Below are 14890 nucleotides of genomic sequence, written 5' to 3' on the forward strand. Positions count from 1 at the left end.
ATGGTTTGTTAGCATTAATGGATAAAAAAGAGGAGGAGTACGGATGAACAATATAACTAGGCAAAATCCGTTTCCATATTCCGTTGAAGATAAAAGATATCATACTTGGAATTATCATTTACGCAATCATTTTGGACATAAGGTATTTAAGGTCGCATTAGACGGCGGCTTTGATTGTCCGAACCGTGACGGTACAGTGGCACATGGTGGCTGTACTTTTTGCAGTGCTGCTGGTTCTGGTGACTTTGCCGGAAATCGAGCGGATGATTTGATTACACAGTTTAATGAAATTAAAAATAAAATGCATCATAAATGGAAAGACGGCAAATACATGGCCTATTTTCAAGCCTTTACCAATACCCATGCGCCAGTTGAAGTTCTAAGAGAAAAATATGAAACGGTGCTAAAGCAAGACGGTGTAGTCGGCCTCTCGATTGGAACCCGTCCGGACTGTCTGCCTGATGATGTGGTCGAATACTTGGCAGAGTTGAATGAGCGCACCTACTTATGGGTGGAGCTTGGTCTGCAGACTGTTCATGAACGGACCGCACTTTTAATCAACCGCGCCCATGATTTTGAGAGTTATGTGGAAGGAGTAAACAAGCTGCGCAAGCACGGAATTCGTGTCTGTTCCCATATTATTGACGGCCTCCCGCTTGAAGATAATAAGATGATGATGGAAACTGCAGAGGCTGTTGCGAAGTTAGACGTGCAGGGGATTAAGATCCACTTGTTGCATCTCTTGAAGGGTACTCCGATGGTCAAGCAGTACGAAAAGGGAATGCTTGAATTCCTATCTTTTGAAGATTACATCCAGCTTGTTTGCGACCAGCTTGAGATCCTACCGCCGGAGATGATTGTCCATCGCATTACAGGAGACGGTCCCATTGATATTATGATTGGCCCAATGTGGAGCGTGGACAAGTGGTCTGTATTGAATGCCATTGATGCAGAGTTAAAAAGGCGCGATAGCTGGCAAGGGAAATTTTATCTAAGTGGGGATGATCAGTGAAATTAGAGCGAGTATTACCTTATAGTAAAAAAATCTTGAGGCTTGCCTTATCTGAAGGGGATATTGCTGTCGATTGCACAGTCGGAAACGGTCATGACACCCTCTTCCTCTTAGAGCTTGTTGGAGAGGGCGGACATGTATATGGCTTTGATATTCAACAAGAAGCCTTGGAGAATACGAAAACATTGCTATCAGAACATGGTGTGGAGTCGCGAGTCACCCTTTTCGAAGACAGTCATGCCAAAGTTTTGAAGCGCATCCCTTCAGAAAAACATCGTCAGATCAGAGGCGCCATATTTAACCTTGGCTATCTTCCTGGTGGGGACAAGGAAATTGTGACAGTGCCGGAAAGTACGATTGAAGCAGTGGACAACCTATTATCTGTAATGGAAAAAGAGGCCGTTATCGTCCTTGTCGTCTACCACGGACACCCAGAAGGCCAAGTAGAACGTGATGCCCTCCTGGACTATGTTACCAGGCTTGACCAAAAAAAAGCCCACGTCCTCCAATATCGCTTCATGAACCAAATCAACAACCCGCCATTCATCATAGCCATCGAAAAAAAATAAAAGGACCGGCAGTGGCCGGTCCCTTTATTGCATTAACGCAGAGAGGGTCAGACCCCTCTGCAGTTCTTTATATCACTAAAGCGAATCTCTCCGCTTTATCTATGCGCCTCGCCAGCTTTGGAATTTACGGTATGCCCGTCCATTCATGTAGAAGAAGTAGGCTGTGCCGCCGCTTGCTTTGATGATGCTCTTGGCCATGGAGGAGATATCTTTGCAATCATGGACTTTGCGGTCTGAGAGATAGACCCCAAGCAATCCGCGATTGATGAGGCGGTGAAACTTTTCGAACGGCAAGCCTGATGTATAGGCATCCGCCTGTTCCATGAAATGCCGAAGCCTGTCCATGAACACAGCCTCACTTTCATAATACGTACAGAAATTAAGATCTCCGCCATCCAAGTCCTCTTCTTGATCAATGAAATAATCCAACAGGATATGCAGTCCCTGAATATAGGGAAAATACCCACCAACAATTTTCTCAGCATGTTGGGAGGTAAAGGATTCTCGGTATGCCTGTGAAACCAAACAGAATATCCCAAGAGTGGACCCTGTACAAGCAGAGAATTCATACCATTCCATAGGTGGAAGCCCCTCCTTATGAAGAGAGAACCATTCCTCGAGTCTCGGCACCCTTTCTTTTTCTATCACATGCTTATGTACTTGCAAATCGCAATAATAGCCTGCAAGCCTCACAAGGTGCGGAGCTATTATCTCATAATTCCTGTGAGAGCCCAGCACATCCTGGCACGTTGTCACCAAGCTCCAAAGATACCCCCCATCATCCTGTTCATCCCGAAATCGATAGTAATTTTTCAAAGGTGTTCCGACCGTCAACGCGTCCGGCATGGACTCATGCAGAGCAGCAAAGTCTTCAGGGTCCATAGAGGTGCTCCTGTCACAAAGATTATCTAAATAATCACTGATGGTCTGATAAGCTACAATAAATTTAACCGCACTCCGAAAATCTGAACCAGCAAGCAAAGACAAGATTCCTCCCCCTTCACAATGGAAAGCTTTTGTCTCAATACTTGCCAACGCCTGCTTCCTAAGCTCCTTATCAGGAATACCAGACGCTCTCTTTTTCCAATGCTCCAACTCTTCATAAACAACAGGAAACACATCTCGATATACTCTTTTCATTAAAGAAAAAGGATGGGTGGGTACCTTCAAACTCAATCACTTCCTCCTATTTGTAAGTCCACAAAAGCTTTCGCATAGCGGAACACACGAGCACGCTCAGGTTCATTGAAAATTTCATGATATAGACCTTCCCATTCCTTGTACGTTTTTTCTTTAGCAGAAAGGGAATTGAACCATGTTTCTGAAGCGAATTGATCCACAATTAAGTCATCTCCCGCCTGCAAAAGCAAAACAGGAACATCCGGGAACTTCTCAATTCCTGTAAAAGCTTGATTCATTGATTGAACAAGTTCGCGATACCATCTTACAGACACTTTCGTGATGTATAACTCATCTCCTGCAGCGGTTCTTCTTATTTCTTCATTTCTTGTAGCTTTATCTATCGTCAATCCTGTTTTGAATTTTGTTTTTGGCAAAATAAGATTCAGGCCTTTGGAAAGGACATCAAGCCCTTTTGCTGGATGATGCAACAGCTTTAAACACGGCGAGGATAATATAACGCCATCCACCATCAGTGGTTTTTTTTCCTGAAGCGTTCGGATGACTGCAAGCCCTCCCATGCTATGCCCGATAACAAAGACAGGCGGCTTTAACAGGTACGCTTCTTTTATCCATTTTTCCACTTCTTCTATATATTCATCGAAATTATCGATATGTCCCCTTCTTCTTGTGGAAAGTCCTTGTCCAGGCAAATCCCCCATAATTACATTGAATCCGTTTGATTTCCACTGGTCCATCAACCACGTGTACCTCCCGTGATGTTCCTGCGCGCCATGGACGATTACGATGGTGCCTTTCGGTTCTTCCGCCTCCCATTTCCACATTTCAAAACACTCCCTCAAAAAAATGAAATTCTTTCTGATATAATAAAATAAAACACTCAACTCTTACAAGCTGGAGGAACTCATGTATAAAATATACCCATATCTTGATAAAAAACCACAGATTGATGAAACCGCCTATCTTGCAGACTTTTCGGTTGTAACCGGTGATGTAACGATTGGAAAAGAAAGCAGCATTTGGTTCCACACTGTCATCCGCGGCGACGTTGCCCCAACCATTATCGGTGAGAGGGTCAACATCCAGGATCAATCCTTGCTTCATCAAAGTCCCAACAAACCATTGATAATAGAAGATGATGTCACAGTTGGGCATCAATGTACACTACATAGTGCTTTTGTTCGCAAAAATGCCTTAATTGGCATGGGCTCCATCATTTTAGACGGTGCTGAAATTGGAGAAGGCTCCTTCATCGGTGCCGGCAGCCTTGTTCCCCCGGGAAAACGAATTCCTCCAAACTCACTGGCATTCGGCCGCCCCGCCAAAGTCGTCCGAGAACTAACAGACGAAGACAAACTAGACATGGCCCGCATCCGAAGAGAATACGTCGAAAAAGGCCAATACTACAAATCCGTCCAGACGTGAAGTTAAAAATTTGATGAAGCAATAACCAAGTTGATCGAAGCGCCTGGAACGGAGATCAACCGTTCATGCAATAACATTATCACACACACCACCCAAATCCCGGGTGGTGTATTTTATTCTAAAATTTCTGTAAATTTTCCATCATCAAATTCTAACGCTATCTTTACATAGACTTATAACTTCCTAAATAATTTCCACCTACAATAAAATTAAGAATCAAAACTAGCTAAAAAGGAGTCCTGATGATGGTCAAATTACTAGATAATTTCTACGAATTCGAGTGCAATCTATTTCGCAGTGTTAATCGACATTTTGACAGAAAATATGTGAATTTCTTTTTCCGCAACATCACCCATGTCGGCGGGGCCACTTTCACCATTTGTACCCTCTTGCTTTTACTATTCTTCAGCAATCATACCCTTAAACATACCGCTATTGCTGCAGGACTTTCCTTGGCGCTAAGTCATATCCCTGTGGCTATAGCCAAAAAACTTTATCCTAGACGCCGCCCCTATCTCGCGCTTGCAGAGATCAAAGTGGCAACCAATCCGCTCAAAGATCATTCATTTCCATCTGGTCATACTACCGCCATTTTCTCAAGTATCATTCCATTTATCCTATTTATGCCGCCGCTTGCCCTTTTATTGATTCCGTTGGGGCTTTGCGTAGGTATATCAAGGATCTATCTTGGACTTCACTATCCCTCTGATGTTGCAGTTGGAATGGTACTCGGTAGCAGCACAGGAATAATGTCCTTTCTGCTAGTCGTTCCCCTATTTTCATAAAAAGAAGGAGGCTAACTATGAAAATTGCCATTTTCACAGACACCTTTGCTCCAGATGTGAATGGTGTCGCCAAAACGTTAAAGCGTTTTACCAATTACTTGGACAACAAAGGGTTGGAATACCGGGTATTTGCCCCAGAAAGTACAAACAAAGATCTTTTTTCCAGCCATGTCCATCGCTTTGCAAGTCTGCCGTTTTTTCTATATCCTGAGTGCCGACTCGCTTTGCCGAATATGTTATCCGTGAAGGCCGAGCTCCTAACATTCAAGCCCGACCTCATTCATGTTGCGACCCCCTTTAATATCGGCCTTTGCGGACTTCATTATGCAAAAAAACTAGACATTCCACTAGTTGGGTCTTACCACACCGACTTTGACAAATACCTCGAATACTATGACCTTCAAATTCTGACAAAAGTGCTTTGGAGCTATATGAGATGGTTTCACAGACCATTACGGAAGATATTCGTTCCTTCCAGCGACACCCAGAATCACCTCAAGAATCACGGATTCACCAACACTGCCATTTGGCCTAGAGGGGTGGACTGCTCCTTATTCCACCCAAGAACATCCTCTCAACTACTGAAAAAAAAATATAATATAAAAGAAAAATATATTCTTTCTTATGTTGGTAGGCTTGCGCCTGAAAAAGATGTAACCCTGCTTCCAGAGATTAACTCTTCCCTGCCTGAATCCATTCGTCATGATGTACACTGGCTCATGGTGGGTGACGGGCCATTAAAACAGGAGTTGCACAAAAAAGCGCCAAATAATATGACTTTTGCAGGCTACCAATCTGGCCAAAACCTTGCAGAAGTCTATGCGGGATCTGATTTATTTGTCTTTCCTTCTGCTACGGAAACCTTTGGAAATGTTGTGCTAGAATCTATGGCATCAGGAACCCCTGTTGTGGGGGCTAATGCCGGCGGTGTCAAAACAATTATTAAACAAGGACTGACCGGCCACCTGTGCAGCCAAAATGATGCGTTCTCTTTTGCTTCTGCCATCACAAGCCTTTTGACGGATGAAGAAAAACGAGAGCAAATGGGTTATGCAGGAAGACAATATGCTTTAGAACAGTCTTGGGACTCTATTTTTGAAAGGCTCCTCCATGATTACCAAAACGCATTAGCACAACAAAAGCTTCAGATACTTGCATAAGACTTAAGAAAAAAGGAGGCCGTTACGCCTCCTTTTCCGTTTCGTTTGGAAGAGGTATATCCTGCAACTGCTTTTTCCTGGATATACTTTTCCTCTTTTCCTCATATACATCATGCCATATGATAAAGACTAAAACAGTCCAAAGCTTACGGCTATTGTCACGCTTCCCCTCTCTATGTTCTTCAAGCAATGACTTAACATTTGAAAGGTGAAACCACTCACCAGCCGCTTTACTATTTTCTAAAACAGAAACCGCCCATTCATACAGTTCGCCCTTCAACCAAACCCTCAGCGGAACAGGGAATCCAAGTTTCTTCCGGTCAATTACATGCGAAGGCACAATTCCCCTGAACGCTTCCCTTAGCAAATGTTTGGTTGTACCATTACTAATTTTTTGCGAAGCCGTCAGGGAGGAAGCAATTTTAAAGATTTCCTTATCAAGAAACGGTACCCTCACCTCTAAGGAATGAGCCATTGACATGCGGTCCGCCTTTACAAGGATATCACCTCTTAGCCATGTCATCATATCGATATATTGCATCTTTGCAACATCATCATAATTTTCTGCTACTTTATATAAATCTCCTGTGATATCTATGTTAGAATACTCAATTCTATGAGTTTTCCATAAAAACGCCTTTTCTTCCTGATGAAAAATTTGGGCATTGCCAATGAAACGGTCTGATAACTTCGAGCAGCCCCTTAAGATAAAACTCCTTCCTCTCATCCCCTCCGGCAATTCACTGGCAAAAGAGCGCAAGAGTTTTTTTGAAAATGGCGGTATATAATCAAATACACGCAATGAGGATGGTTCCCTGTAAATGTTGTATCCCCCAAACAGCTCATCTGCCCCTTCCCCTGACAGTGCCACCTTTACATGCTTGCGTGCTTCACGAGCAAGAAAATATAAGGGAATGGCAGCAGGATCTGCCACCATATCATCAAGATGCCAGATTATCTCAGGCAACTCTCTCCTGAATTCTTCCGCAGTGATGGTATATGGAACATGATCCAAGCCAAGAGCGTCAGCAGTTTGTGCCGCAATATCCATCTCACTGTACCCTTTCACATCAAAGCCGACCGAGAAAGTAGTTAAACGAGGGGTAACCTCCTTTGCCAGTGTCGCAATAATACATGAATCAATGCCTCCTGATAAAAAGCTCCCCACAGGAACATCGCTTCTCATATGCACCTCCACTGATTTTCGGAGCTCATCCTGAATGACACCTGAGAGCCCTCTTACAGATTGTTGAATGGGATGAAAAGTAGGTTGCCAATAATCTTTCCATATTATCTTCTCTCCAGGCCTCTTGATGAAATAAACACCTGGTTTTACTTTTTTTATGGAGGGAAAAGCGGTATCAGGTTCTGGAATGTATTGAAAAGAAAGATAGTGTTGCAAGCCGATACTATGATGTTTTTCTTCCTCAGGAAGGCAGTAGAGCAAGCACTTCAATTCAGAGGCAAAAGCAAAACCTTCCTGATTCTCCATAAAATAAAAAGGCTTGATGCCAAAAGGATCACGCGATCCGAACAATTCTTTGTTTTCACTGTCCCAAATCACAAAACTGAACATGCCCCTAAGCCTTTGGACACAACGTTCCCTCTCCTTCATATATAAAAATAGGATTACTTCTGTATCCGACTCGGTTTGGAAGCTGTACCCCTCTTTCATAAGTTCCGTTCTAATTTCCAGATAATTATAGATTTCTCCATTGAAAATGATCTGATAGCGTCCACTTTGATCGCGTAATGGTTGATGTCCCTTTTCTAGGTCAATGATGCTGAGACGCTTAAACCCAAGATGCACAAATTCATCTTGGTAGTACCCTGTTCCATCAGGTCCCCGGTGTTGTATTTCTTTTACCATATTCGACAAAGGCCATTTCGGAAGTTTCTCCCCGTACTTAATGAATCCGGCAAAACCACACACACAACCACCCCACTTCTAAATTCCTCCATCAACTATGACGGAGAATAGCTTTTCCGAGTTACAAATACTACTAGTTTTGACGTAAGAAAGGGAATCTTATACTTGAGTGCCATTTAATAAAGAGAATTGTGAAAAGATTTGCAACTTTAAAAGTGAATATTATATAATAATCCTATCTTGCTTGTTCGGAAGGAGGGAAAAAGATGTTACTATCTGTTAATGCTCGCACACCATACATGGCTTACCTGCATATTTGTCGTGCGATTTTTCATGATTCAGCTATCAACGGGACACGTATGTCCTTTTTTAGACAGCTGAATAGAAATGACAGATAGTAAGAGTTCTTTTGCCCAAAAGCACATCTGGTGTAGCCTGTACTCGTTTTTAGTCGTGTACACTATTGCCTAAATAAAAACCATGGGAAAGAAGGCTTCTTCTTACTCGTGGTTTTTTTGTGCGTTTAACATTCTGAAGGAGATGACATTAATATGATGATTTGTACGTTAAATAATATAAGTAAAAGCTTTGCCGGCACGATGATTTTTGAAGATGTTTCGATGGAGATTCAGGCAAATGACCGCATTGGTCTTGTCGGTAGGAACGGGAGTGGAAAGACGACACTCTTTCAGCTTATCAGTGGTTCGGAAACCCCTGATAAAGGTGCTATTCATATTAAGAAAGGCGCCAAAATTGGCTACCTAGCACAGATCCCTTCCTTTCCTGAAGGGACAACGGGAGAAGATGTATTACGTTCCGCTTTTCGAGAGACAGTGGAACTGCAATATAAACTTCGGTCATTGGAAGAACAAATGGCGGTGGTTGCTGAAGAAGGAAAATTAAATAAAATTATGCAAGAGTACGGCGTTCTGCAAGAGCGGTTCAGTTTTATGGGAGGCTACGAAATTGATGCCTCGATCCAGCGAATTGCAAACGGATTAAAAATCACCCCCTTACTATCTCAGCCATTCTCTAGCTTAAGTGGCGGAGAGCAAACAAAGATTTGTTTAGGGTTTATCCTGTTGCAAAATCCTGACCTCCTTCTTCTTGATGAACCGACCAATCATCTTGATATATTTTCTGTAGAGTGGCTGGAGCAATATTTAAAAGAGTATAATGGGACAGTTGTCGCCATCTCCCATGACCGCTATTTTCTAGATGAAGTGGCAACAAAAATTATAGATTTAGAAGACGGAGAAATCCACACTTATCACACCAACTACAGTGGGTTCCTTAAGGAAAAAGAAGAACGACTACTGTTAGAGTTCTCCGCCTATCAAGAACAACAGAAAAAAATCAAAAAAATGAGAGAAGCCATCAAACGCCTTAAGGAATGGGCCAATCAGAGTAATCCGCCCAATGCCGCCATGCACCGCCGGGCGAAGAGCATGGAAAAAGCTTTAAACAGAATGGAAAAAGTAAAGCGCCCTATTCTTGAAAGGAAGGCAATGGGTCTTCAATTTGACGCTGCAGATCGCAGTGGAAAAGATGTCGTTATAATGGAAAAAGTAAGGAAAGCATTTGGGAAGGCAGATCTGTTCAAAGAAGTTGATCTTGCGGTGTATTTTAGAGAGCGGGCTGCCATTGTTGGACAAAATGGAACGGGTAAATCTACGCTGTTAAAGATATTACTTGGAAAAGTAGATGCGGATGGGGGTTTAGTGAAACTTGGCAGCAATGCAAAAGTCGGTTATCTTTCCCAGCACATCAAAGCCAGTAATCCAAACCAAACATTAATTGAAGCGTTCCGTGAGGATATTTCCATCACGTTGGAACAAGCAAGACACGTGCTAGCCAAATTCTTGTTTTATGGACCATCTGTATTCAAGAAAGTCGAAAATTTAAGCGGCGGCGAAAAGATGCGCCTGCGATTGGCACAACTCATGCATCAAGACATCAACTTACTCATCTTGGACGAACCGACCAACCATCTTGATATAGATTCACGCGAGGTGCTTGAAGAAGCACTAGATGACTTCGCGGGTACCATCCTCGCAGTCTCTCATGATCGGTACTTCTTAAATAAATACTTTGAGAAAACATGCTGGCTAGAAGACGGAAAACTTGTTACCTATGAAGGGAACTATCAGTATGCGCGGGAGAAGCGGGAGGAATTGGAGAGGAAGAAGGTTGTGGAACTTCCTAAAACTTTGAAAATTGAGCAGAAAATAAAGCACTCCGCGACTGAAGAGAGCGAAACTAGAGGCTACGAAGAATTCGAAAAACAATTAGAAGTCTTGGAAACAGAGATAGTTAAGTTGGAAACTCTGATGAACAATGAAGAGGACTTGCTTACTCTTCAAAGGCTGCAAGATGAACTAACCATATTAGAAACGGAAAGAGATTCTTTATATTTAAAATTAGAAGAAATCCTTTAGAAATAAAAACCGCCCTGGAATAAAGCTCTCAATGAGCCTCATTCTCGGGCGGTTTTCTTTTAGTAAATATATTAAGCGTTCGCTTGCTCTTTCAAAGTATCTGCTTTGTCTGTTTGCTCCCAAGGAAGATCCAGATCATTACGTCCGAAGTGGCCGTATGCAGCAGTTTGTTTGTAAATAGGACGACGAAGGTCTAGCATTTTGATGATTCCAGCTGGACGAAGGTCGAAGTTGTTGCGAACCAATTCCACTAATTTTTCTTCAGAAACCTTACCAGTTCCGAAAGTATCAACTGCGATGGATACTGGTTGTGCAACACCGATTGCGTAAGCCAATTGAACTTCACACTTGTCAGCAAGGCCGCTTGCTACGATGTTTTTAGCCACATAACGTGCAGCATATGCACCAGAACGGTCTACTTTCGTTGCATCTTTACCGGAGAATGCTCCACCACCGTGGCGAGCGTATCCACCGTAAGTGTCAACGATGATCTTACGTCCTGTAAGACCTGCATCCCCTTGTGGTCCACCAATTACGAAACGGCCAGTAGGGTTGATGAAGTATTTTGTATTCTCGTCAATCAATTCAGCAGGAACTACCGGCTTGATTACGTATTCCTTGATGTTACGTTGGATACGATCCAAGGATACCTCTGGGTGATGTTGAGTAGAGATAACGATTGTATCAATACGAACAGGTTTGTCGTTCTCATCATATTCCACTGTCACTTGCGTTTTACCGTCTGGTCGTAAGTAAGGAAGAACCTCGTCTTTCCTTACCTCTGTTAAACGGCGAGAGAGCTTATGCGCGAGTGAGATCGGTAATGGCATTAATTCTTTTGTTTCATTACAAGCAAATCCGAACATTAGACCTTGGTCCCCAGCTCCGATTGCTTCGATTTCTGCATCTGACATTTGACCTTCACGAGCTTCTAGAGCTTGGTCAACACCCATTGCGATGTCAGCAGACTGCTCATCAATGGAAGTAAGTACTGCGCAAGTTTCCGCATCAAAGCCGTATTTTGCACGAGTATAACCGATGCCTTGGATAGTTTCACGAACGATTTTTGGAATGTCAACATACGTGGAAGTAGTGATTTCACCAGCAACCAATACCAATCCAGTAGTTACGGAAGTTTCACACGCTACACGTGCGTTTGGATCATTAGTCAGGATTGCATCCAGGATAGAATCGGAAATTTGATCACAAATCTTATCCGGGTGTCCCTCCGTTACGGACTCAGAAGTAAATAAACGACGTTGTTTAGTCATTAAAAAAAGTTCCTCCTTTTTGTTTATGAAAAGCGTTTGACTTCTCTTCACGTACAGCAGTTATATTTGATACGGATCTCAGTTCCTATTGTGATGTTCTTTGTTATCTTGTGTAAAAATAGAAAAAACCTTCCCACAAAATTGAGGAAAGGTTTGATGTCGAGAATTAGCCTTTCACTCTTATCGGTCAAGGTCATAGCCTTGCTCAGGTTTAGCACCTTTTCTCAAGCGACCAAAAACTTGGCCTAATAAAAAACAGCGGCGTGCTTTTTCGCGCTCGCTCATCCTTTGAGCAGGTTGCTGGGTTTCATAGGGCCTGTCCCTCCACCAGCTCGGAATAAGAGTATCCGTTCAAGGTTCTATATTAGCGTACTAAAACCTTGCATGTCAACAAAAAAGAGAAATAATTCGACATAGATTTACAGGAAATAATTGCTTCCTTCTATTATAAATCTTTTCTCATAAAAATCTCACTATCATTTCCTTTTACTTATGGATGACAGGGTTTATAATGAGAGAGGACATTTGGCTAAATTTAAAGTGGACAAGTATAAAATGATAACGCTTTCACATTGTGGATAGTAAGCTTTTCCACATGGAGGAGCCTCTTTTTCACAAAATGTTAACGAATTCCTATTAATTTTCATAAAATAAGCTAATTAGTATGGACTATTTAGTTGAATGTGTTATACTTTTTAACAGATGAGAAAAATAAATAAGCAAATTATATAAACGAAGGAGAGTTATCCATGATGAAAACGGTTGGGATTGATAATGGGTTAACAAAATTAATATACGGAAGCAACACGCATGTACAACTGTCTGTTCCTCAATTGGTGGAAAAGATATTAAACCGTAACGAAGGCTGCCTGACTTCAACAGGTGCAGTACTCGCAACCACTGGTAAATACACGGGTCGCTCCCCTAAAGATAAATTTATTGTAGAAGAAGATATAAGCAAAGATAAAATCGACTGGGGTACCGTCAACGCTCCTATTTCTGAAGAGGTATTTGATCGCCTATATAACAAAGTTCTCACATACTTAGAAAACAAAGAAGAAGTATTCGTATTTAAAGGCTTTGCCGGAGCAGATGAAAAATATCAATTGCCAATCCAGGTAATCAATGAATTCGCATGGCACAATCTTTTTGCACAGCAATTGTTCATTAAGCCGAATGAAGAACAGCTGGCTAAACATGAAACCGCATTCAGCATCGTTTCCGCTCCGAACTTTAAAGCGGATCCTGCAGTTGACGGGACAAATTCAGAAGCATTCATCATCATCTCCTTTAGCAAACGCATTGTTCTGATCGGTGGTACAGAATACGCAGGGGAAATGAAAAAGTCCATTTTCTCTGTAATGAATTACCTTCTACCGGAAAACGGAATCATGCCAATGCACTGTTCTGCAAACGTAGGCCGTGAAGGGGATGTAGCATTATTCTTCGGGTTGTCCGGCACAGGTAAAACGACGCTTTCTGCCGACCCTAACCGCAAACTTATTGGCGACGATGAGCACGGCTGGTCCAACACAGGAGTATTTAACATCGAAGGCGGCTGCTATGCTAAATGCATCGGTCTTACTCATGAAAAAGAACCGCAAATCTTTGATGCAATCCGTTTCGGATCAGTTCTCGAGAATGTGGTCATTGACGGCCAATCTCGTATTGCTGACTATGAAAACTCTACATTAACAGAAAATACACGTGCAGCTTATTCATTAGATGCAATGGACAATATCGTTCAGCCTAGCATTGCGGGACATCCGAATACCATCGTCTTTTTAACAGCCGATGCAACGGGCGTATTGCCTCCAATCTCTAAGCTTTCGAAAGAACAGGCAATGTTCCACTTCTTAAGTGGTTACACAAGTAAACTTGCAGGCACAGAGCGCGGAATTACTTCACCACAAGCAACATTCTCGACTTGCTTTGGTTCACCATTCTTACCGCTTCCTGCTACAACTTATGCAGAGATGCTTGGCAAAAAAATCGATGAGCACAACGTACAGGTTTACCTTGTAAACACAGGCTGGACTGGCGGAGAATATGGCGTTGGAAGCCGCATGAAGCTATCTTACACAAGAGCAATGGTACAGGCGGCACTTGAAGGCGACCTGACAAATGTGGAAGTGGAAAAGGATCCATACTTCGGCGTATCCATCCCTGTACATGTTCCTGGTGTACCTGACGAAGTATTACAACCAAAGAAAACTTGGCATAATGAAGAAAAATACGATCAGTTTGCACGCGAGCTTGCAGGCAAGTTCAAAGCGAACTTCAAAAAGTTTGAAAATGTACCGGCAGAAGTCCTTGAGTTTGGCGGACCTACGGTGTAATAGAGTAAAGAGCGGAAACCTTCATCAAAGGTTCCGCTCTTTCTTTTGTTCCTTCATCCATCGTGTCAGCCGCTCCACAATCCTCCTATTCTCCTGCGGCGGAAAATAATGCGTGTACTCCGGATAATACCAAGCTTCCACCCTCTTCCCCATTTCCCTCGCACACTTTTCCAACCTATAAGAATGCTCAATAGAAACGTTCTTATCCTGCTCTCCATGAATAATCAAAATAGGCGCATCCAGCCGCTCAAGTTCCAACAGCGGCGTCCGCCATTCATACCGCTCCGGATATTTATTCGGTGTCCCACCTATCACCCGCTTCATCATCCTGCGCAGGTCCACTCTCTCCTCATAGGTGAGAAACATATCGGAAACCCCGCCCCACGATACAACCGAACACACTTCAGGAAATTCAATTCCTGTCATCAAAGCCATCACGCCGCCACGAGAGAAACCGAACACATGAATGCGATCAGTCTTAACTTTGACATGACCTGCTAACAGCTTAAAAGCAGCAAATGCATCCTCTCTGTCATCTCCAGCAAAGTCCTCATTTCCCTCTCCGCCTTGGTTTCCCCGGTAAAATGGCGCCATCACGACAAATCCCTCTGAGGCGAATTGAACAATCCGTCCGACACGAACCTGTCCGACATTTTTGATGCCGCCTCTTAAATATAAAAATCCATCATACTTCCCTTCCGCTTTAGGTTCGGCAAGCATCCCCTTTACCTTCAATCCATCGCTGAAATAGGTCACCGAAAAAACATTAATATGCGGACTTGGTGAAGGATATGGAGTTTTTTTAATAATCATTCCGTCTTGCAAAATATTGCCCCCTTTTGACGCACTAGGCATTCACACATGTTTAGCCCAAATCATAC

The 14890-nt window shown here is 42.8% G+C and carries 13 protein-coding genes and 1 riboswitch; of the genes, 8 read left to right on the forward strand and 5 right to left on the reverse strand.

Annotated features, from left to right (window positions below):
* Positions 1-52: 52 nt before the first annotated feature.
* Positions 53-1012 carry a TIGR01212 family radical SAM protein gene (locus LG307_RS17595; RefSeq protein WP_404450493.1) on the forward strand — a complete coding sequence of 320 codons (960 nt, stop codon included), beginning with the start codon at positions 53-55 and terminating at the stop codon, positions 1010-1012.
* Entirely contained in the window at positions 1009-1581 is a 573-nt protein-coding gene (locus LG307_RS17600; protein WP_404444707.1) for a class I SAM-dependent methyltransferase, read from the forward strand. Before LG307_RS17595 ends, LG307_RS17600 begins: the two co-directional genes overlap by 4 nt.
* Before the next feature lie 99 nt (positions 1582-1680).
* Here LG307_RS17600 and LG307_RS17605 read toward each other — a convergent pair whose 3' ends face one another.
* Together LG307_RS17605 and LG307_RS17610 are read right to left on the reverse strand one after the other, a co-directional pair.
* A complete protein-coding gene (locus LG307_RS17605; protein ID WP_404450494.1) occupies positions 1681-2751 on the reverse strand; it encodes a tetraprenyl-beta-curcumene synthase family protein in 1071 nt (356 codons plus the stop codon).
* 2 nt (positions 2752-2753) lie between these two features.
* Positions 2754-3545 carry a lysophospholipase gene (locus LG307_RS17610; RefSeq protein ID WP_404444710.1) on the reverse strand — a complete coding sequence of 264 codons (792 nt, stop codon included), beginning with the start codon at positions 3543-3545 and terminating at the stop codon, positions 2754-2756.
* An 82-nt stretch (positions 3546-3627) separates the two neighbouring features.
* Here LG307_RS17610 and LG307_RS17615 point away from each other — a divergent pair, with 82 nt between their 5' ends.
* The 3 genes from LG307_RS17615 to LG307_RS17625 all read left to right on the forward strand — a co-directional run bounded on the left by LG307_RS17615 (position 3628) and on the right by LG307_RS17625 (position 6091).
* Positions 3628-4146, forward strand: a complete 519-nt coding sequence (locus tag LG307_RS17615; protein ID WP_404444713.1) for a gamma carbonic anhydrase family protein — start codon at positions 3628-3630, stop codon at positions 4144-4146.
* 245 nt (positions 4147-4391) lie between these two features.
* Entirely contained in the window at positions 4392-4931 is a 540-nt protein-coding gene (locus tag LG307_RS17620) for a phosphatase PAP2 family protein (protein WP_404450495.1), read from the forward strand.
* 17 nt (positions 4932-4948) lie between these two features.
* On the forward strand, positions 4949-6091 hold the full coding sequence (locus LG307_RS17625) for a glycosyltransferase family 4 protein (protein ID WP_404444716.1): 1143 nt from the start codon (positions 4949-4951) through the stop codon (positions 6089-6091).
* A 22-nt stretch (positions 6092-6113) separates the two neighbouring features.
* Here the strand turns inward: LG307_RS17625 and asnB are convergent, their stop codons facing one another.
* Complete coding sequence (asnB, locus tag LG307_RS17630) at positions 6114-8024, reverse strand: asparagine synthase (glutamine-hydrolyzing) (RefSeq protein ID WP_404444719.1); 1911 nt, start codon at positions 8022-8024, stop codon at positions 6114-6116.
* Positions 8025-8227: 203 nt separating this feature from the next.
* Here asnB and LG307_RS17635 point away from each other — a divergent pair, with 203 nt between their 5' ends.
* Both LG307_RS17635 and abc-f read left to right on the forward strand, forming a co-directional pair.
* The gene (locus LG307_RS17635) at positions 8228-8359 is read left to right on the forward strand and encodes an RAxF-45 family protein (RefSeq protein ID WP_404444721.1); all 132 of its coding nucleotides are present in this window, start codon (positions 8228-8230) and stop codon (positions 8357-8359) included.
* Positions 8360-8512: 153 nt separating this feature from the next.
* Positions 8513-10399, forward strand: a complete 1887-nt coding sequence (gene abc-f / locus LG307_RS17640) for a ribosomal protection-like ABC-F family protein (protein WP_404444723.1) — start codon at positions 8513-8515, stop codon at positions 10397-10399.
* Positions 10400-10470: 71 nt separating this feature from the next.
* On the opposite strand, the gene metK is transcribed toward abc-f, so the two are convergent.
* The gene (metK, locus tag LG307_RS17645) at positions 10471-11670 is read right to left on the reverse strand and encodes a methionine adenosyltransferase (RefSeq protein WP_404444726.1); all 1200 of its coding nucleotides are present in this window, start codon (positions 11668-11670) and stop codon (positions 10471-10473) included.
* Between the two features lie 177 nt (positions 11671-11847).
* Positions 11848-12014: riboswitch (SAM riboswitch) on the reverse strand.
* Between the two features lie 408 nt (positions 12015-12422).
* Between metK and pckA the strand changes: the two genes are divergently transcribed.
* On the forward strand, positions 12423-14009 hold the full coding sequence (gene pckA / locus LG307_RS17650; protein ID WP_404450496.1) for a phosphoenolpyruvate carboxykinase (ATP): 1587 nt from the start codon (positions 12423-12425) through the stop codon (positions 14007-14009).
* Positions 14010-14033: 24 nt separating this feature from the next.
* Here the strand turns inward: pckA and LG307_RS17655 are convergent, their stop codons facing one another.
* A complete protein-coding gene (locus tag LG307_RS17655; RefSeq protein WP_404450497.1) occupies positions 14034-14822 on the reverse strand; it encodes an alpha/beta hydrolase family protein in 789 nt (262 codons plus the stop codon).
* Positions 14823-14890: the final 68 nt, after the last annotated feature.

Origin of the sequence: Sutcliffiella horikoshii, assembly GCF_044809035.1 — a bacterium.
In the GTDB taxonomy this organism is placed as follows: domain Bacteria; phylum Bacillota; class Bacilli; order Bacillales; family Bacillaceae_I; genus Sutcliffiella_A; species Sutcliffiella_A horikoshii_G.

Coding starts and splice junctions, on each gene's coding strand:
- metK (WP_404444726.1), bottom strand. CDS start 11,670: ATGACTAAACAACGTCGTTTATTTACTTCTGAGTCCGTAACGGAGGGA.
- LG307_RS17635 (WP_404444721.1), top strand. CDS start 8,228: ATGTTACTATCTGTTAATGCTCGCACACCATACATGGCTTACCTGCAT.
- LG307_RS17655 (WP_404450497.1), bottom strand. CDS start 14,822: ATGATTATTAAAAAAACTCCATATCCTTCACCAAGTCCGCATATTAAT.
- LG307_RS17610 (WP_404444710.1), bottom strand. CDS start 3,545: ATGTGGAAATGGGAGGCGGAAGAACCGAAAGGCACCATCGTAATCGTC.
- LG307_RS17625 (WP_404444716.1), top strand. CDS start 4,949: ATGAAAATTGCCATTTTCACAGACACCTTTGCTCCAGATGTGAATGGT.
- abc-f (WP_404444723.1), top strand. CDS start 8,513: ATGATGATTTGTACGTTAAATAATATAAGTAAAAGCTTTGCCGGCACG.
- LG307_RS17615 (WP_404444713.1), top strand. CDS start 3,628: ATGTATAAAATATACCCATATCTTGATAAAAAACCACAGATTGATGAA.
- LG307_RS17620 (WP_404450495.1), top strand. CDS start 4,392: ATGGTCAAATTACTAGATAATTTCTACGAATTCGAGTGCAATCTATTT.
- pckA (WP_404450496.1), top strand. CDS start 12,423: ATGAAAACGGTTGGGATTGATAATGGGTTAACAAAATTAATATACGGA.